The following is a 20,848-nucleotide window of genomic DNA, read 5'->3' as shown; positions in this document are numbered from 1 at the left end:
CATTGCTTTTTTATTATATTCCTAATTTAAGATAATTTGAAAAATGATATGCTTTGCTGAAGTTTTTCTACTCTGCCGAAAAGATTTTTAGATAAATTATTAGAGTCTACAGCTAAAGATGCATTCTGAGTTGTGGCACTTTCCATACTGTTTATTGCTGTGCTTATTTGATTAACTCCTTCCTGCTGTTCTAATGCTGTATGGGATATGCTTTCCATCAAATTAGAAGTTTCTCTAACTTTATTTTGAAGTTCTTCAAATAATTCCTGAGATTTTCTTGCAGTTTGTGTAGCATTATCAATTTGCTGTGCTGTATTATCAACTAAATTAGTTATATCTTTTACAGAAGCCTGAGTAGTTTGTGCTAGATTTCTTACTTCGCTTGCTACTACAGCGAACCCTTTTCCTTGATCTCCAGCCCTAGCTGCTTCTACTGATGCATTAAGTGCAAGTATATTAGTTTGAAATGCTATATCTTCTATTATTTTTGTTATATCTTTTATTTTTTCACTTGATTTATAAACTTCTTCTATATTTGCAGATGTTTCAGTGATTATTTCAGCGGCTTCTCCTATATAGTTTATAGATTCATTCATCATATCCTTTACCATTAACTGCATTTTCTGTAGATGATTGTATAGTAGAAACTATTTCCTCTATGCTTGCTGCTGTTTCTTCTAAACTAGAGGCTTGAGATTCCGTTCTTGATGATAATTCGCTGCTGCTTTCCAACATATTTTGAGATGATGATAATATTTCTTTGGATGCTTCATTTACTTCATTTATAACTTCAGATAATTTTTCGCTCATTATATTAAATGTTTTTTCTAGTTTTCCAAATTCATCTTTTCTCTCTTTTTTTATTTCTTTAACATTTATATAGCCTTCTGATATATTTTGAGCCTGTTTCATTATACTGTCTAAAGGAGACATAGTTTTCTTTATATACGAAATTAGGAATGTATTTATACAAATTATAGATAATATACATACTATTATAGCTATTCTAATCATTCTTATATTTTCTTTGTATATGATTTTATTATCCATAGCCATAGTCAAAGTCCAAGGCAGCTGCTCCATCTTTGAATATACTGCTGTTCTTGAAGTATTGTTGTTTAGTTTATATGTTATTATGCCATTTGGTTTATTATCTTTTTTTATTAAATTGAAATATGCTTTACCATTTTCATTTATATAATCATAAGTATCTGCTACTATAATTCCATCATTATCCAAAACAAATAATCTTCCTGTTTCATCTAACTTTAATTTTTTTAATGAATTTACAAACTCTTCCCAATTTATGAGCATATAAATTGTTCCTATTAAGTTATTATTTGCATCTCTAACTCCTGATATTAAAGCTAATGACCATTTATCATCAGCAATTGATTTTAATATTTTAGTTCCATAAGCTACATCATAATTGCTTTGCTTGAAATTATCCCATATACCAGGTCTTAATTCCTGTATATTTTTTCCTATTGCAGCATGTTTTGCCGTATCTAATATATTTCCGTTCGTATCTGTTAGTCCTATATCTAAAGAGAAATTGTTTATAGATTCAAATTTATTTAAAGTTTCATTTAATTGTATATTTGCATTAGTACTGTAGATGTTTAATAGATAATTAATTACAGCAGGAGTAATGGCATAAGTTTTTATAAGTGTTTTATTTTCAAAAAGCCAAGAATCCATCATTGATTTATATCCTTCTATTGTGCTTGAAAAACCTGAAAATGTTGTCTTGCTTACTCCGACAAATGATCTATAGGATAATACAATAATAGTAATAATCAAAAATATTGTAGTTATTATGCTTATAGTCAATGGCATTTTAAATCTTATGGAATGTCTTCTTTTCATAAAATAATCGCTCCGTAACTTTTTGTATTCTATAAAAAATAGAATATATTTATTATAGATAATAAACTGTTAAAAAATGAATTTAGTAATATTATTGAATTATAATTATTATATAATTTTTTATATATGTAAAAAAATGTTATCATTAGTTTACATAAACTGCGTATATATAGATAATTGTAAATATTATATTCATATTTATTGGACAATTGTAAAGTAAACATAAAAAAATAAATAACCTATTATAAGTAATAATCATAAATTTTTTAACTTTACAAAAATACCTAATTTTAGTATAATGATTCTGTTTTTAAATATAATTTTTTCATAACTAAATGGAGGCATACAGATGACAGATAAAAAGTTTTATATTACAACTCCAATATACTATCCTTCAGATTATCTTCATATAGGACATTGCTACTGTACTATAGCTACAGACACTATGGCTAGATATAAGAAGATAATGGGATATGATGTTTATTTTCTAACTGGTACTGATGAGCATGGCGAAAAGATAGCAAGGAAAGCAGAGGCAGCAGGAACTACTCCAAAAGCTTATGTTGATAATATAGTTAATGCCACAAAAGAGTTATGGAAAAGACTTCATATTGATTATAGTCATTATATAAGAACTACTGATGATTATCATGAAAGAAGAGTACAGAAAATATTCAAAATTCTTTATGATAAAGGATATATTTACAAAGGTTCATATAAAGGACTTTATTGTGTAAGCGATGAGGCATTTTTCACTGAAAGTCAGGTTGTAAAAAAAGATGACGGTAAATTCTACTGCCCAGACTGTGAAAAAGAATTAGAATATAAAGAAGAAGAATGTTATTATCTTAAGCTTTCAGAATACGGACAATGGTTAATAGACTATTACAAAGAACATCCGGAGTTTTTAGAGCCTAAAGAAAGACAAAATGAAATGCTTAAAAATTTCTTACTTCCTGGACTTGAGGATTTAGCGGTTAGCCGTAAGGGATTGCAATGGGGTATACCTTGTCCTGTTGACAGCGAGCATAGCATATATGTATGGATTGATGCTTTGTCTAATTACATAACAGCTTTAGGATATCCTGAAGAGGGACAAGATGAATTATATAAAAAGTATTGGCCTGCTGATGTACATTTTGTAGGAAAAGAAATAGTACGTTTCCATGCTATTATATGGCCTATAATGCTTAAAATGCTTGATATACCTCTTCCTAAAAAAGTATACGGACATGGCTGGGTGCTTTTTGATGACGGTAAAAAGATGAGTAAGAGTAGGGGAAATGTTGTTGATCCTAATACTTTAATTGATAAGTATGGTGTTGATGCTTTAAGATATTTCCTTATGAGAGAGATTAATTTCGGTTCTGACGGTTATTATTCTCAAGAGCTTTTCTTAAAGAGAATAAACAGCGACTTAGCTAATGATTATGGCAACTTATGGCATAGAATAACTACTATGCTTGGAAAATATTTTAATAATATTCTTCCTGATGAGGTTGAAAGCGTTTACGGAGATAGAGAAAAAGAATTAAAGAAAATGGTTCTTACTCTTGATGCTAATGTTGAATCTGCTTTGGATAGTTTTAAGTTCCATGAGGCGTTATCATATATTTGGGAAGTTATAAGAATGACTAACAAATATGTAGAGGAGAGCGCTCCTTGGAATTTGGCTAAAGATGAAACTAAAAAGGATCATTTAGCCAATGTAATGTATATCTCTTTCCAAGTATACTATATAGTAACTGCATATTTACAGATATTTTTTATTGAAACACCTAAAAAAGTATTTAATAGATTAGGACTTGGCGACAGTGTTCCTTTGGATACTGCTAAGCAATGGGGTTCTTTAAAGGCTGGAATAAAAATTGAAAAAGGCGAGCCTTTATTCAATAGATATGATATAGAAAAAGAAATAGGTGCTTCTGCTGAAGAGAATAAAAAGCAGGTTAATCCTCCTAAAGAAGATAAGCATAAGCCTAATATAGAAAAAGAAGATTTTGATAAATTAGAATTATTAACTGCTAAAATATTAGTTGCTGAAAAGGTAGAAAATGCTGATAAGCTTCTTAAATTTGTACTCGATATTGGCGGAGGAGAGCAGAGAGTTGTTGTTTCTTCTATAGCTGAATATTATAAGCCTGAAGAGATGGTTGGAAAGACAGTACTTTATTTAGCTAATTTGAAGCCTAAAAAATTCAGAGGCGTTACTTCTCATGGTATGCTTCTACTAGCTGATAATGGCGAGACTCTTTCTCTTATGACTACAGAAAAAGGTTTCGATGCAGGCTGCGCTGTTAATTAATAATTAAACTTTAAAAAGCTGATATTATAATGAAAGATTTTAAAGATAATAAACTTAGAAAAAAGCTTAAAAAAAATAAACTTAGCGATAAGCAGAAAAATATAATAAAAAAAATAATTATCTTTTTTGCTTCGGCCATTGTAATATTGTGTTTTGTTGTTGTTATAAATAAAACTAGAATATTAAGAGTAGAAATACGAGGATTAGAAGTTTTAAATGCTATAGATATAATGGAAGAAGCCGGATTATCAAAGTATAATAACATAAGCATGTTTAATATACCTAAAAAAGAGATAAAGTCGGACATAGAAAATAATCCTAGACTTCAAGTAGAAAGTATAAAAACTTCTTTTCCAGATCTGCTTATTATCAATGTAGTAGAAAGAGGCACATTATTTTTATTAGAGTCAAGCAGCGGAATATATGAAATTACAGATGACGGCTATATTATAAAAGATAATATTATTCATAATTATGATGTACCTTATATAACAGGATTAACTATCAATCCTACAAACAAAATGGTAGAAAATGATTATTCTAAATATCTTTCATCAGTTATATATGATTTAAAAACTAATCATAATGAAATATACAATCTCATATCAGAGATTAATGCTTATGGAGATGATTTGATACTTTATCCCAGAGGCTATCAGGTGCAGGTGATATTAGAAAAGTATGTGAAAACTGAGAAGTTTGTTGATTTAGCTGCTATATTAAAGACATTGCAGAATCAGGAAAATCAAACTCATAGAATAGATTTCAGATTCAAAGAAGCTATAGTTAATTAATTTTTATTTATAATAAAAGCTATAGTCAATTAATCTTTAATTAAATATACAATAAAAATTGCGGAGCATATTTATATATTTTCAGTGCATCAATTTTTATTTATGAAATATAATTATAAAAAGTGAAGGGCAGGAATATAATTAAGTTTTAAAATTTAATTATACTTGCTGCCCTCTGTAGTGTTAATCTGATTATATTTTATAAAGTTATCTAATTTTTATATATTAAACTTATTTCCACTTGCTCATATCCATTTGATTTGTAAGTTTTGCAACAACAGCTGTACCACATAAATCACCAGATATATTTAATGCAGTTCTTCCCATATCTAATAAAGCATCTATTCCAAGTATCATACCATATGCTGCTGCAATATTAGGATTGCTGTTGATATCAAGTCCTATAGAATTAAGAACCATTAAAAGCATTATAGAACCAGCTCCAGGTACTCCGGCAGTTCCTATAGATGCTAATACAGATACTGTTATTATTGTTATTTCAGAAGAGAAATTTAAAAAGTTTCCTGTGGCATTAGCGATAAATATAGCACAAATACCTAAATATATTGTTGTACCGTCCATATTAATAGTAGCGCCTAAAGGTAATGTAAAACTATAAACTCCTTTTTGTATTCCCATTTTTTCATCAGCAATCTTCATAGATATAGGCAATGTACCGCTTGAAGAACGAGTAACAAATGCTGTAAAGCAAGCTTCTGAAATATCTTTGAGAAATTTTATAGGATTTAATTTGAATAATATATTTATTATAGTATATACCAAAAGTAATTGTAATATTAATCCTATATAAACAGTAGATGTAACTTTTAATAATTGTCCGAATGCCTGTGATCCATTTTTAGCAAATACAGAAAATATTAATGCCAAAACACCTATAGGAGCATAGAACATTATCCAGCCTACGATTTTTATAATAATTTGTGTACATCCTTCAAAGAACTTATATACTATATCAGCACTTTCTCTTGTTTTTTCATTATCTCGGCAAAAAGCTAATGAGATTCCGAAGAAAATTGAAAATAATATAGTAGGTAAAACATCTCCGTCTCCTTTAGCAAATGAAGCAAAAGGGTTTGTAGGTACTATTGATAGAAGTGTATCAATTAAATTAGGCTTTACGAATTCTTTTGTAACAGCGGCAGCATTATTCAAATCTAATCCCATTCCCGGATTAAGAATATTTCCTACTGCTAAACCTAATATAGATGCGAATACAGAAGTTATCATATAAAATGCTAATATTGCTATTCCTACAACTCCTAAATGTTTAGGCGATATGCTTGCAACACCGCTTATGAGTGTAAAAATAATTACAGGCATAACTATCATTTTTAATAATCTTACAAACAAATTACCAATAGGGTCTGCTATAGATATTAATTTTGCTGTTGTTGCTTCTGATGCAGAAGATGAAACTATTATACCAAGTATAGCACCAATAACTAAACTTATTAATATTATAATAAGCAGTTTACTTCTTATATCTTTTAACATATGTAACTCCAATCATATTTTTATAATGATAATTTATCACAAAATTGTAATAATTCAATTATTTATATATTTTTTAATAAAGATGCATAAATAAATAATGCCTATTAAAGCAGGAATAATACTTGATATAACCATAGAAATATATATTCCTAAATAGCCTATATGTATTTCTAATATTTTTGATATTATCACTTTAAATATTATAGAATCTATAAATGAATTAATAAAAGCTAAATATGACTTTTGAATGCCTATCAAAAAACTATCTAATATATACATCAAAGCATAAGTAATGCCATTAAATGAAGCACATATTTTTAAATAAAATATTATATCATTGATAACTTTTTCATCCCCGCTGTAGAAAATGCTGATTATATTTTTAACGAATAGATGTATAAATATTATTGCTGTTACTGTAGCGGTAATATTGAAGAATATAGCAAATTTAACTGTGCTTTTTATTTTTATATAATCTTTTTCTCCTGTACTCTTTGAAACAATTATACTTAAAGCTTCTCCTATAGACCAAGAAATCATACCTATAAAAGTATTTATTTTTAAGCCTATTGTGAATCCAGTAAGAGCGTCATATTTATTCATCATTATATTAACAAAAAAATATGATATATTTATTATAAGCATTTGAAATATACAAGGTAAAGAAATAAATAATAACTCTTTTATTATTTTAATATCAAAATTAAAACTTAATAATTTTCTTGTATAATATAATGATAATAAAAATGAAAAAGCCTGAGATATTACGGTAGCTAATGCAGCACCTTTTACAGATAATTTTAATATATAACAAAACAAAAAGTTTAATAAAAAATTAACTAATGCAGCTATTATAATAAAATATAATGAGGCTTTTTCTCTTCCGCTTGATTTTATCACAGAAGATAAAGAAGAATATATAAGTATAAAGAATGTTCCTGAAAAAATTATTTTTATATAATCATAAGCATAGTTAAATGATTCTTTAGGTATATTCATAAATGATAATATATGCTTTGAGAATATTAAACCTATTATTGAAATTATAAAAGCCAATGATGAAGATAAAAATAATAAACTTCCTATAGCTTGTTTATATTTTATATTATTATCAGCCCCTTTATATTTTGATATTATAACAGAACCGCCTATTGATAAGCCTAAAGATACAGAAGTTATTATAAACATTATAGAAGCACAGTTGCCTAATGCTATAACGCCATTATCGCCAACTAAATGTGAAATAAATATTATATCTATAATACTATATAAGTATTGTAATATATTTGAAATGAATAAAATAAATGAAAATTTTATTAAATACATGAAACTTTCCTTGAATTAAAAACATATTAAAAATTTTATAATTTTTAATAACTATAAAAAACTATAGCATACTGTTTTTTTAGCATGCTCCAAACAATAAAATGATTAAATATTGCCGGAGCTTAATTCAATAACAAGTTTCATATATTTATTATATTAAAAAGTATTTTGCTGTCAATATTTTTATTTGATGTTTATTATATAGTAATAAAAAAGGATAGCATTAAAAAATACTATCCTCTTATCAAAAACTATTAAATTATACAAAGCCTTATAATTACCAAATCATTAAAGTAGATCCCCAAGTGAATCCGCCTCCGAATCCTGTAAGAAGAACTAAATCGCCTTCATTGATTTTATTATTATCCAAAGCATCAGTTAAAGCTAATCCTATACTTGTTGAAGAACAGTTTCCAAATTTATTTAATACTACGCTTACTTTTTCCATAGGAAGACCTATTCTTTTAGCTACAGCCTGCATAATTCTTAAATTTGCCTGATGCGGTACAAAATATTTAACATCGCTTAATTGTTTTCCTGAAGTTGCTAAAACTTTATCTATACTGTTAGAAAATTCTGTAACAGCTCTTTTAAAAGTTTCAGATCCATCCATATATATTTTAAATTCCGGAGCTTCTATATCATCAGCTTTTATAGGACAAGCACTTCCTCCATTAAGTACAATACTCATATCCGGCTCGCTTTGCATATGCATTCCTATTATTCCTTTGCCGTCATTTCTTGCTGTTATCAATGAAGCAGTAGCAGCATCTCCAAATAAAATAGCGGTTCCTCTGTCTTTCCAATTGATATCTTTAGTAAGTTTTTCACTACAAACTATAAGTACATTTTTACATTGTCCGCTTTCTATTAATGAAGTAGCAGTGTTTAATGCATATATATATCCAGAGCAGGCAGCAGATAAATCTAAAGCAAAGCAGTGTTTTAATCCTAATGTTTTTTGCAATTGTCCTGCCATAGAAGGGAATATATAATCTTTAGTTACAGTAGGTACTAATATTGTATCAACTTCTTTTAAATCAACACCTTTTTTTTCTAAGTTTCTAACAGCATTCAAACCCATTTCAAAAATAGTTTCATCTGCTCTAGCCATATGTCTTGTTTCTATTCCTGTACGAGTGATTATCCATTCATTGTTAGTGTCCAATATGCTTTCAAAATATTTATTGTCTAATATTCTTTCAGGCACGTAATAAGCTATGTTTTTTATATATGCTCTTTCCATACTTTTCTCCGTTTTAATGTAATGTACTTAAGATAGAATTCTTATTGTAAAAGTTTAAGTAAAAATATAAAAAAAGATATAGCTAATAATAACTATTTTTTTGAATTTAGTCATAGTAATAGTGATTATTTATGATATTTTCATATAAAATTATGATATAACAGTGATTATATGAATTAATAAAGATATAATATATAAAAAAAATTGTGAGAATCTATAAGACACTCACAATTTTATAATTAGATTAAAAATTTTCAAAATTACTCTTCTTCTTGAAATAATAAATATATATTTCTTGAATTATAGTTATTTTCTTCTGAATATATTTCCCAATCTGTAAGCCTTTCTATGCTATGCATTCCTCTGTCGCCTTCATGCATACCTAAATCTTTATAAGGTTCATTTATTAAAGTAGCATCAAAATATCCGCCATTAGTGAAGTCATGAACATCAAACCATAAATGCTCTAAATCATTAGGGTTTTCTTCTGTTTCGCCGTATCCTAATTTTACTAAGAAAGAAGTTTTATCATCACCTTTATTTTTATTTAATAATTCTAAGAAATACTCTAATTTTTCAAAAGCAGCCTCTCTCATAAGAGAAGTTTCAAAATAACTCATCATAAACATAGGGTTATCTGTAAGCTCATTTTTATAATAATCAAGAGAATGATAATTACCATCAGCATCTACAGCAAGTAAAATACCGGAAGGCGTATTATGTACTCCGTCATTTCTGTCTTTTGCACTTCCTGTAACATCATCGGCAATATTTAATTTCTTCAAAGCCTCCTGCCAAGGGAACCAGCATACATAAGTGTTATATGCGGGATTAAATTTAAATCCGGCTTCAGGCACTCCTCTCTCTATAAACATTTTTGCACAAGTATTAAGCAATGCTCCATAAGCAGCATTTGAATCTTCAACGCCTACTATCTCTAATTCTATAGAACCGACTCTGTAAAGTCCATGAGTATGGAACCAATATTCAACTTTGTTAGGGTCTTTATCATCATCATAAACCGCATGTATAGTGTATAGATAATCCAAAGAAGGCGGTAAAGCGAAAGTTGAAGTATAAGAAAGCCAATCTCCTGAATGTGCTGTATAGCATGACATATCTAAAAATATAGAACATTCAGGAACTAAACTGTCTAATAATTTTAATTGTCTTTGATAGTCAGTAAGCGGATGATTATCAAATATTGTAGATACATGTACAGCATATTTACATTGACATGCTTCTTTATAATCATCTTCCCTTACAGTGTTTACAGAAAATATTTCAGGAACATTTTCAGTAACGCTTGAAGCATCAACTAAAGCTACATAAAAATTAAGTTCATCATTATTTTCTTCCTCATCGTCATGATTATGCCCACATCTGCAGGAATGTTCTTCATCATCATGATTATGTCCGCAGCCACAGGAATGCTCTTCATCATCTTGGCAACATCCACCTTCATCATGTCCGCATCCGCAAGAATGCTCGTCTTCATCCATAACCATAGGTAAATACTGAAGTTTAATAGATGCTTCCCATTTAGATTTATCTCTTATAAATTTTGATTCTTCTATTTCATTGAATTCTAATACCATATATTCATCTGATTGTGATAATATATCTCTGAATTCTTCAATTGTCATATTATGATCATATTCTTTAGTAAATACAGCAGCCATCCATGATTCTAATCTCTGCTCTCCGCTGGAAAATACATTATATAACTTTTCATTATAATCCATTATTTTTACCTCTATTATTATATATTATTAATTTTGTATTATGAAATAAAAAGCTTCTTTAGTATAGTGTAATTTATATTTTTTTCAACTTTTTAAGTTATAAATTATTAAAAAATGTATCCAAAATCTTTTTCTCTTTTTTCCATTCAGGCATATAAAGACTTACTATATTATAGAATTTTTTGCTATGATTAGCCTGCAGTAAATGTGCTAATTCATGAAGCACAATATATTCTATGGAAGAAATAGGGTATTTCATAAGCTCTAAATTGAATGTGAGATGTTTTTTTATTGTATCGCATGAACCCCATTTGCTTTTCAATTTTTTTACTGTGAATGTATTAATTTCTAAGTTCATCATAGAAGTGTATTTTTTTATGAGTGAGTCGAATAGTTTTAATGACTCTTTTTTGTACCATGTATCAAGAAGAATATGTTTTTTTCTTATATCGTTGTTTTTATATTCTTCTTTATCTTTTATATTAACATACATATACATCATTCTGCCTGCAAGAATTATATTTTCTTTTTGGCATTTTAATACATTAAGCATATAGCTTTTGCCTAGATAATATATTTCATTTCCACTTTCTAGTTCTTTTTTACTTAAATCAAAGCTGTTTTTATTATTTATTGCTTCTTTTCTTTCTTCTATCCAATCTTTTCTTTTTTCTATGAGTTCGTATATGTATTTTTTAGTAACTCTTTTTGGGGCTGTAACATATATATTTAAATCGGTTTTTACTCTTATGTATATATTTTTAATTTTTTTGTATTCTATTATTATTTCATTCATTTTATAATACATTTTTATCAAAAATAAATCAGGAAAAATAAGCGGATATAAAACTATATCCGCTATTAAGGTAAATTATGAAGAAAAAATTTATAAAATTAGATACAAATCAACTTTGTTATACTAATAATATATAAAACTTTTTTAAAAAGTGGAAAAAAAATATAATTTTTATTTATTTTTTTATAAAAAAATATTTTTTTATATTAAAAAAGGTATAAAATTAATAAAAAATAACGATTAACTATAAAGGATTATTATATTTTACTATTTTAATAAAAATCATATTTAATAACACATTTAGGTAAATTAAAAAATTGATTTTTGATATAAATATAATTTGGAGTTTTATATGAAAAGGATACATAGTTTATCTTTCAAAGTCCCTGCTATAATATCATTTATATCTATATTGATAATATTTATTATATTAAGCATAGCAGTAACTTTTGCCAATAAAGGCATAAGCAAAAGTAGATTTGAAGGATTTGCTAATACAGCACAATCATATGCTAAATTATTTGATGCTATATTAATAGATCAGGTTTCTTTAGCTAAGACTTATTCTGTTGCTCCAGCAATTATGAATTCACTTTTAAATAGAAATGAACAGACAGAGGCTGATGCTTTGAATGCTTTAGCACTATTTAATGGAGCTAATGAATATTCTATAAATATAGCAGTAATAGATTTGAATGGTGATATTATAGCTGATGCTTTGGGGAATTCTATAGGGAATAATATTGCTGATACAAGGCCTAATTTTTGGAATATATTAGAATCTAAGAATTTTGAATATACATTTGATGAGGAAATAATAGATTCAGTAGATACTGGAAATAAATCATTGATATTAGGCGGCGCTATAAAAAGTTTAGACGGAAATTTATTGGGAGCAATACTTGTTGTAATAGATTGGAAACTTATACATGATAATTATTTTTCAGATATAGCTTTGGGAGAAACAGGAAGAATACTAGCAATAGATGCTAATTTGGTTGATATAATGGATAATATTTATGAGCAAATAGGTTCTAGTGTGGTTCCGGATTATAAAACAGTATTTGATAATAATTTAACACAGGGTACTTTATCATATGTTTATATGGATAAAAAAAGAACAGGTTCTTATTGCAGAATGAAGTCTATGAATTGGATAATTGCTATGACTATGTTTGATAGTGAAATATATGCTACAAACAGGGAATTAATTTTAATAAGTTCATTGGTAGGATTAATTGCTATTTTGTTATTATCTATATTTGTTTCATTGTTTATAAAGAGAATAATGGGACATATAAACAGCATTATAAGAGAGGCTAAAGAAATAGAAACAGGAAATTTAACTTATGTTTCAAATGAGCATAAGAGAAAAGATGAGCTTGGAATATTATTTGAATCTTTCAGCGGTATGCGTAAGAAACTTACAGAGATAATATCTCAGGTTAATGATTCTTCTATAAAAATAACTACAGCAGCTCAGGAATTAGCTAATGGTAATTCTGATTTATCAAGAAGAACAGAGGCTCAGGCAGCAAGTCTTGAAGAGACTGCTAGTTCTATGGAGGAGATGGCTTCTACAATTAAATCTTCTACTTCGCATTCTATAGAAGGTAATAATATGATGAAAGAATCTATGAGTTCAATTAGAGATGCAGGAGCTATAATTTTAGAAACTACTAAGAGTATAGAAGAGGTTAATGAGGACAGCGAAAAGATAAAGAATATAACAAAGGTTATAGAAGATATTGCTTTCCAAACTAATATATTAGCACTTAATGCTGCGGTTGAGGCTGCACGTGCTGGAGATCAAGGTAAAGGATTTGCTGTTGTAGCTAGTGAGGTTAGAAATTTGGCACAGAACTCTCAATCTTCAGCTAAGGATATTACAACTTTAATTAATGTTATATATGAAAAGATTAGTAAATCAGTAGAGAAGGCTAAAGAGTCTGAAAAGATATTTGAGGATTTGGAGAAGAAAATAGAGGAAACTTCTAATATAATGAGGGATATAAGTGAAACAGCAATAGAACAGCAGGCGGGAGTTGATCAGGTAAATACAGCGGTTTCTCAAATGGACAGTGTAACTCAGCAGAATGCCGGATTGGTAGAACAATCTGCTTCAGCAGCAGCTTCTTTGTTAAATGAAGCTAGAGAGTTGGAAGAAGCAATGCGCTTCTTTAAGCTAGATAAATAATTACTTTGATGAAGTAGTCTTTATAAAAAAATTGACAGCCGTCTGATAATTTATTATCAGAGCCTTTTAGGCTGTCAATTTTTATAATAATAAAAGCTAGAGAGCTAGAAGAAGCAATGCGCTTCTTTAAGCTAGATAAATAATAATTTCTTATTATTGCTAGCGATAAACTTATTATTATATATAAAAAATCTCGCTTTAAAATCTCTATCAGCTTTTAGCTGATAGACGCTCAATTTTTTATTTTTAATATAGCTGCCAACTAAAGTTATCAGCTGCTCGTTTATCGCTTTAAAACATTAGAATTTAAATATAAAAGTGAGTCTTAGCCAGCTAGTGAGTTTACTCACTAGCTTATTGTATGCGTAGACGAGCATAACAATAATAAAATTGAAGTCTTTATAAAAAATTGACAGCCGTCTGATAATTTATTATCAGAGCCTTTCAGGTGGCGGATTTTTTATAATGAAACCTGAGCTTTTAATATTAAGGCTAAATTTTCATTCATAGCCCTATATTCTTATAGATTTATTTTTCAATTTTGTTTTTTCTTTCTTAATTGCTGATAGAGAATTTATAGCTTTCACCCTAGGGATTTTTTATTTATTACTTCCACAACGCACGCAGAGTAAAATTATAAATATGAGCGAATTGATTATAACATTTAAATTATATTTTAAATTTGGTTAACCGTGCGTTAAATAAATTTTTAAATATAATTACAGCTTGGGCGGGTGCTTTATTTTCTTAATAGATTTTAAATATAAGGAAATTTAAAATTGCAGATTATAGCAATAAAGAATAAAGGGCGGGGTATGTAAATAAAATTTCAAAATATAATTGTTTTTATATTTTATTCAAGCCCATATATTTTTAAGAATTCGCTTAATATAGTATGCATAATTATTCTTTTTTTATCATAATCTAAATTTCTTGTAAGCTCTATTCCAAAAGATTCTATATTCTTTTTAGCGGCATAATATGTAATAGTAGTAGGCATAGGATAATACATCTGTCTGAATTTAAATTTCATAGGCTCTATTCTTGAGTTTATATTATCCAAGACTTTTACAACTTTATCATCTAATTTTCTAGTATCATATATTATTGAATCACCAAAGAATTCTTTAAATCCATTTCCTTCATGAAGTGTAAGCACAACATCTATATCATATTCATCAAGCATATCCATATACTCTTTAGCTAATTTATCAGTATCAGTTCTGCTCATACTTTTATCAAAGAATCTGTTATTGATATCCTGTCCTTCTATGGCTCTAGTATTTTTTCTGTATGCTTCAGGTACAGCAATAGGTACAATAGTAAGGCTTCCTTTTTTTATAGGCATAGTTATTCTTTCCATAGCAACATCAGTACCAACTCTTTCACTTCCATGAGGTACTATCAAAAATATATTAGGTCCTTTTTCTGGATGAACCACTCTGTATATAGTGTTTTCATTCTTTGTGCCTTCCATTATTTTAAAATTATATCTGTCTATATCTTCGTTTAAATGACTTGCTACTTCGCTTTCTAACTGTCTTGATACATTTTCAATTAAAGATTTTTCATTTTCTGTAGTTCTATAAGGACCGTTAAGCATTGGTATTATAGATGTTTTATGATGAGGCTCCAAAAAATAGCTTACTCCCAAAGATGCTTCAGGTGTTATTTTTACAGCATTATTATATGTTATAACAGATACTTCATCATCATAAGATACAACAGCAAAAGATTTTCCTTTGAAATTATATCCTTTGCCATCTTTTGTTAAAGTCATTTGAATATCATCATTATGTTTGCTTTTTATATAAATATATCCTGAATCCAAAGTGAATTTACTATTTTCATAAGTAAGTTTTGAGCTTGGCATAAGTATTATTGATTTTTCACCATTATCTATTACTAAATATGATTCCTCTTTTGTAGATATAGAGAAATAATCATCTGGAAAACTTTTTTTTATATCCATATTGGCATGCTCTTCATTTACAATTACAGAGGCTTCTCCCTGTCTGGATATAACTTTAAAACTATTAGCCGATAATATAGAACTAAGTATTATAGAAAATATTATTATATATTTATTCATATAAACAACCATTAAATAAAAATATCGTTTTAATTTTCGTTTAAAAATAAAAATGCTTTAAATAAAAATTTTATTTAAAGCATATATATATAAATTTATGGTATTAAAACAACGAATTAGTTTTCTTTAGAATATAACATATCTCCGGAAGAGTATATAGTTTCTTTTTTATTGTATTTTGCTGAAATAGGCACTCCATCATCTCTTAATTGTATATCGAGATAATAATTGTAATCAATATATTCAAAATATACGCTAGGTAATATACTTGAATTCTTAGAATTGTATACATTTATTGATACTCCAGGATATAAAAGTCCAAGCATTATGCTATATCCGTAAAAACCATCTCCTTTAGATAATTCAAAGAATTTTGAAGGTATTTTTATTTTTTGAACTTCATTCTCATAATATGTTACAAAATCTCCTTGTATATCTACAGTTCTTTTTAATCCATTATTAGTTCTGCTTCTTTTTCCCCAGTATCCTTTATCTATTCCTTCTCTAGGTCCTGGAGCTTTATCAATCATACCAACTATTATATCTGAAGTTTTTTTATTTTTTATATAAATAAATCCAACAGTTTCAAATTCATCAGTAGGAAATTGAATCTCTCCAACCCAATTATCAGAACTTACTATATATCCATAATATCTGTCATAGTATTTATTTTTATTTTCCTCTTTTATGCTGTAAATAGCATTTTTATCAAAATTAACCTTATCAGTTTTATTTGATATTACTAAACCACTTATTCCGCCATCTGATATAACAACATCAACTGAATCATTTCCTGTGCTGTCAGCATTGAAAAATTTCCAAGTAGAATTATACTTATTATCTATTCCTTTAACTGTGTATTTATTTATAGTTTCTGTTGCAGGATTGCTGTAAGATGTAGGGTTTGTTACATTATTAGAATTATTTCTGCAGCTTATGAAGAATATGAATAATAAAAATGTAAAGATGTAATATATTGTTTTTTTTATCATAGTATATCCTTTATTTTTTATATATTATCTATCTTGTAAATTGTCTTTTACATAATAATATTTGTTAAATAGTAATATGCTAATAAATATAATAAAATTATGAATTTATGTGTTGTTTTTTTGATTATTTTAAAAAAAAATTACGCTTATAAAATAAAAGGCTTGAATATAATTAAAGACTCAAGTCTTATGTATATTAATTACTTTAAATATATACAAAATGTTTAAAAGTTATACCATTACTAATTGCTGTTATTTCTTATGCAAATTTTTAAATAGTTAGTTAATATTATTCTATAGACTCTATTATTTTGCTGATTTTAAACATGTAGGCATTATTGTATTTTTCATTATGTTTTTAATTTTGCTCGCTATAGTTTTTAGAAGTATATTTTAAGATAATTTGTCGTTACTGCTTATGTAGTTTCAAGAACAATTTTTTTCAAAGTTGATATAAATTTCATTACTTAACTTAATTTTATATTGATCTTTAACTTTATCAATATAAATGATTTTATCCTTACTTGTAATTAGAATATATAAATCTTTTTTATATATTCAGGTAATTGGCTAGGTGTAAATACGATATTTAACTATAAAAATTAGAATAAATTTGAAAATTTTTATTAAAATCTATCATTTTTAGAGTATATAATCAAAATAAATTAAAAAAATTATTTACATACCCCCCTTTATTTTTTAAGGCATTACTATGAAATTTTTACTTTATTTTGTTTTTCTACGCTATTAGAAAATATAGCCCCACCCAAGATTTATTTAATTAAAAAATGTATTTAACGCACGATTAACTTAACTTTATTTATGATTTTTATTGATAATTGAGAATTGTATTATATTTGTGAATTTATTCAGCGTGCGATATGAATATTGATAATTGAAAATTTTTATTATACATTATTCTCTGAATATTTAGTGAAAATGATATTAAGTTTGGATTGAAGAGCTATAATAGAGTAAATATATCCAAATGGTATAAATAAGAGTATAGCTAAAACAGCAGCACTCTCACCATAACTGTCTAGTTCAGCTTTTTTACTCATATCATTAAATACTATAGTTCCATATTTATAGAACCAATATACAGTGAATAATCCACATGTTATTATTGATAAAACAACAGCTAATGTAGGATTAATATATTCTTGTTCCATATAATTATTAATATCATTTGTTGTTACATAAATCCAATAAATAAAATATATACCGCATGTTACTATTGACAAAATAGATATTGTTAATAAAGATTTAGATTGAAAATTATTCATAAATATTCACTTAAAATATATTTTCATTTAGTTTAATATATAAAGATATATAAGTCAATTATAATTTTCTAATATATAAAACTAATAATTTTTATTATTAAAATAAAAAAAATCTAAATAAATTCCGCTTGCAATGTTATATATATTATAGTATCATATATAATATATATAATTATGTTAATATGGTGATAAATGTTTAAGAAAAAAATTAAAGATAATAACAACGTAGTAAAGAAGAAAAAATCTAAATTAAAGAAATTTATATTAACTATTTTTATAGTATGTTTATTCGTGTTCGTTGCAGTAGGTATAGTAGGTATATATTTTGTCGGAGGCGTATATAAAGACTGGGTTGCCAGAAGAGATCAAAGTATGGCTATGCTTGAAGAATACTATGATATAATAGTTATAAGAGGTAATGAAAAAAGGATAAGATATTTTAATCCTTTAAATCCTTTCGGAGATTCTCCTCCTACAAAGATATATGATAGAAATAATATATTAATAGGTGAGTATATGCCTCCTGCTTATGAGGTTGTTAATGTTGATGATATTAACCCTCTTTTAGAGCAGACTTTGCTTTTAATGGAGGATCAGAAATTCTATTCTCATAAAGGTATTAACTATTTCAGAACAGCTTATTTAGGTATACAAACTATTTTAACAAGAAAAATAGTAGGCGGAGGTTCCACACTTACTCAGCAGTTGGCTAAACTTCTATTTACTAAAAGTGAAAGAACTATAGAGAGAAAACTATTTGAAATGTTTGCAGCAAGAGAGATAGAACAGAAATATACTAAGAAAGAAATTTTAGCTATGTACTTTAATACTGTTTATCTTGGTGACGGAAACTACGGATTTGAAGCTGCAGCCAATCATTATTTCAATAAACCTTTAAGACAATGCAGATTATTAGAGTATGCTATATTAGTTGGTATGCTTCCTAATCCTACATATTATTCTATAGTAAATAATCCTGATAACAGCAGAAAAAAAGTGGAACAAATATTATCAAGACTTGTGAAAAATAATATCATAGATAAACAAACTATGGAATCTGAACTTGAATTATTTGATAAAGAGTATACTAATATAAATAAGCAGGTTAAAGGTGCGCAATGGAAAATGACTGTAAACAGAGCACCTTATGTAAATGAATATGTAAGACAGGAATTATTAAATTATTTCAATAAAGATGAGCTTGCATTGTCAGGACTTAAAATATATACAACTGTAAATGAAAGATATTACAGAGTTGCTGATTCTGTAATGAAAGAAAATATAAGAAAATTGCAGACTAGTTCTTCAAACAGAAGCTATCAGGGTGCAATGGTATCAATAGATCCTAAAACAGGTGGAATACTTGTGATGATAGGTGGTGACGGATACACATTGCAAAATCAGTTTAACAGAGCAGTTCAAGCAAAAAGACAAATAGGGAGTGTAATTAAACCTTTTATCTATTTATATGCATTCGAAGGCGGAGCACAGCCTTTTTCTACTATGCTTGATACAAATTATAGCTATCCTCAAGGTTCTGGAAAGCCTGCATATTCACCTAGAAATTTTGACAGAAGGTATAGAGGCGAAATAACTTTAGAGACAGCATTATCAAAATCAATTAATACTATAGCTGTGAAATTATTAAATGATATAGGACTTTCTTATTTTATAGAACATTCAAGGGAATTTTTTGGAGAAAATGCTTATATACCGAATGCTTTATCTATAGGTTTAGGAACTATGGAAATGAGTCCGCTTGATTTAGCTTCAGCATATAGTGCATTGGCTAACGGCGGTATTAAATATGAGCCTTATATAGTAGATAAAATAATTGATATTGATGGTAATGAACTTAGTGTTACAGCTTTAGTTGATAGAACACCTCGTAAAATAAGTGCAACTTCCCCATCATCTTATTATTTTTTAAATACTACTTTACAGAAAGTAATAGCCCCTGGAGGAACAGCCTACAGAAGTGCTAATACTTACGGATTTAAGTATCCTTCATATTCAGCAAAAACAGGAACTACAAGCGAACATAGAGATAACTGGTTTGCTGCTTATAATGATGAAATAGTTACAATTACCTGGATAGGAAGCGATAGAAATGATTTACTTCCTAATAATGTTACAGGAGGAGCTACTACTGCTTTGGCTACATTTCAATATCTTGATTCTATCACTCCTTCATCTAAGAGAGAATTTAATTGGCCTGTTCCTAATGATGTATTAATAGTAGAAATTTGTCAGGATTCAGGACTTCCTAGAAATCATACTTGTGTAAATGTAGCACCTCTTACAGTAGGAGGAAATGTTGATTTATCTACTCAATGTCCTATAGATCACCTTAGAACAGGTACTCCTAGAAATGAAGCAACTAATGATGCTATGATGGAAGATGAGGGAGATTTTTATTATACTCCTTTAGATGAAAATAGTAACAGCTATGATAGTAATCAAAACAACAACATACAAAATAATAATCAAAACAATAATAATATATACTTGCTTCCTGAAGATAATATAGAGGATCCTAGTTTAGGAAATATAAGAAGTTAAAAATAAAAAGGGGGCTTATGAAAAGCTCCCTTAAAAATATTCTAATTTTTTCACTTTATATAAATTGAGTAATAATTTATATAAAATCATAAAAAATTATTATGATTGATATAATTATCTGCT

At 27.4% G+C, this 20,848-nt stretch carries 12 protein-coding genes and 1 pseudogene; 4 read left to right on the top strand and 9 right to left on the bottom strand.

Features of this window, described 5'->3' with window-relative positions:
• Window positions 1-26: 26 nt before the first annotated feature.
• Window positions 27-1,869, bottom strand: a pseudogene (locus BRSU_RS11720) (methyl-accepting chemotaxis protein).
• 349 nt (window positions 1,870-2,218) lie between these two features.
• Here BRSU_RS11720 and metG point away from each other — a divergent pair.
• Together metG and BRSU_RS11710 are read left to right on the top strand one after the other, a co-directional pair.
• A complete protein-coding gene (gene metG / locus BRSU_RS11715) occupies window positions 2,219-4,174 on the top strand; it encodes a methionine--tRNA ligase (protein ID WP_048595631.1) in 1,956 nt (651 codons plus the stop codon).
• A 29-nt stretch (window positions 4,175-4,203) separates the two neighbouring features.
• Window positions 4,204-4,968: a cell division protein FtsQ/DivIB gene (locus BRSU_RS11710; protein ID WP_048595629.1), complete on the top strand. Its 765-nt coding sequence runs from the start codon at window positions 4,204-4,206 to the stop codon at window positions 4,966-4,968.
• A 231-nt stretch (window positions 4,969-5,199) separates the two neighbouring features.
• Here BRSU_RS11710 and BRSU_RS11705 read toward each other — a convergent pair whose 3' ends face one another.
• From BRSU_RS11705 to BRSU_RS11685, 5 genes are all read right to left on the bottom strand, one after another.
• Window positions 5,200-6,483 (bottom strand): dicarboxylate/amino acid:cation symporter, encoded by a 1,284-nt coding sequence (locus tag BRSU_RS11705; protein WP_048595627.1) that lies wholly within the window; start codon window positions 6,481-6,483, stop codon window positions 5,200-5,202.
• 54 nt (window positions 6,484-6,537) lie between these two features.
• The gene (locus BRSU_RS11700) at window positions 6,538-7,809 is read right to left on the bottom strand and encodes an MATE family efflux transporter (RefSeq protein WP_048595626.1); all 1,272 of its coding nucleotides are present in this window, start codon (window positions 7,807-7,809) and stop codon (window positions 6,538-6,540) included.
• Between the two features lie 277 nt (window positions 7,810-8,086).
• Entirely contained in the window at window positions 8,087-9,055 is a 969-nt protein-coding gene (locus BRSU_RS11695) for a 3-oxoacyl-ACP synthase III family protein (protein ID WP_048595625.1), read from the bottom strand.
• A gap of 260 nt (window positions 9,056-9,315) precedes the next feature.
• The gene (locus tag BRSU_RS11690) at window positions 9,316-10,800 is read right to left on the bottom strand and encodes a DUF4026 domain-containing protein (RefSeq protein WP_048595624.1); all 1,485 of its coding nucleotides are present in this window, start codon (window positions 10,798-10,800) and stop codon (window positions 9,316-9,318) included.
• A 97-nt stretch (window positions 10,801-10,897) separates the two neighbouring features.
• Window positions 10,898-11,596 carry a M48 family metallopeptidase gene (locus BRSU_RS11685; RefSeq protein ID WP_048595684.1) on the bottom strand — a complete coding sequence of 233 codons (699 nt, stop codon included), beginning with the start codon at window positions 11,594-11,596 and terminating at the stop codon, window positions 10,898-10,900.
• Window positions 11,597-11,948: 352 nt separating this feature from the next.
• On the opposite strand from BRSU_RS11685, the gene BRSU_RS11680 reads away from it, so the two are divergent.
• Window positions 11,949-13,793: a methyl-accepting chemotaxis protein gene (locus BRSU_RS11680; RefSeq protein WP_048595622.1), complete on the top strand. Its 1,845-nt coding sequence runs from the start codon at window positions 11,949-11,951 to the stop codon at window positions 13,791-13,793.
• An 853-nt stretch (window positions 13,794-14,646) separates the two neighbouring features.
• Here the strand turns inward: BRSU_RS11680 and BRSU_RS11675 are convergent.
• From BRSU_RS11675 to BRSU_RS11665, 3 genes are all read right to left on the bottom strand, one after another.
• Window positions 14,647-15,885 (bottom strand): M14 family metallopeptidase, encoded by a 1,239-nt coding sequence (locus tag BRSU_RS11675; RefSeq protein WP_048595620.1) that lies wholly within the window; start codon window positions 15,883-15,885, stop codon window positions 14,647-14,649.
• A 116-nt stretch (window positions 15,886-16,001) separates the two neighbouring features.
• Window positions 16,002-16,877: a hypothetical protein gene (locus tag BRSU_RS11670; protein ID WP_048595617.1), complete on the bottom strand. Its 876-nt coding sequence runs from the start codon at window positions 16,875-16,877 to the stop codon at window positions 16,002-16,004.
• A 908-nt stretch (window positions 16,878-17,785) separates the two neighbouring features.
• Window positions 17,786-18,163, bottom strand: coding sequence for a DUF4234 domain-containing protein (locus BRSU_RS11665; RefSeq protein ID WP_048595615.1), 378 nt, complete (start codon window positions 18,161-18,163; stop codon window positions 17,786-17,788).
• Between the two features lie 192 nt (window positions 18,164-18,355).
• Between BRSU_RS11665 and BRSU_RS11660 the strand changes: the two genes are divergently transcribed.
• The gene (locus tag BRSU_RS11660) at window positions 18,356-20,725 is read left to right on the top strand and encodes a transglycosylase domain-containing protein (RefSeq protein WP_048595614.1); all 2,370 of its coding nucleotides are present in this window, start codon (window positions 18,356-18,358) and stop codon (window positions 20,723-20,725) included.
• Window positions 20,726-20,848 lie beyond the last annotated feature (123 nt).

This window comes from Brachyspira suanatina (assembly GCF_001049755.1).
In the GTDB taxonomy this organism is placed as follows: Bacteria; Spirochaetota; Brachyspiria; order Brachyspirales; family Brachyspiraceae; genus Brachyspira; species Brachyspira suanatina.
This window is presented reverse-complemented; position numbering and strand designations above follow the sequence as displayed.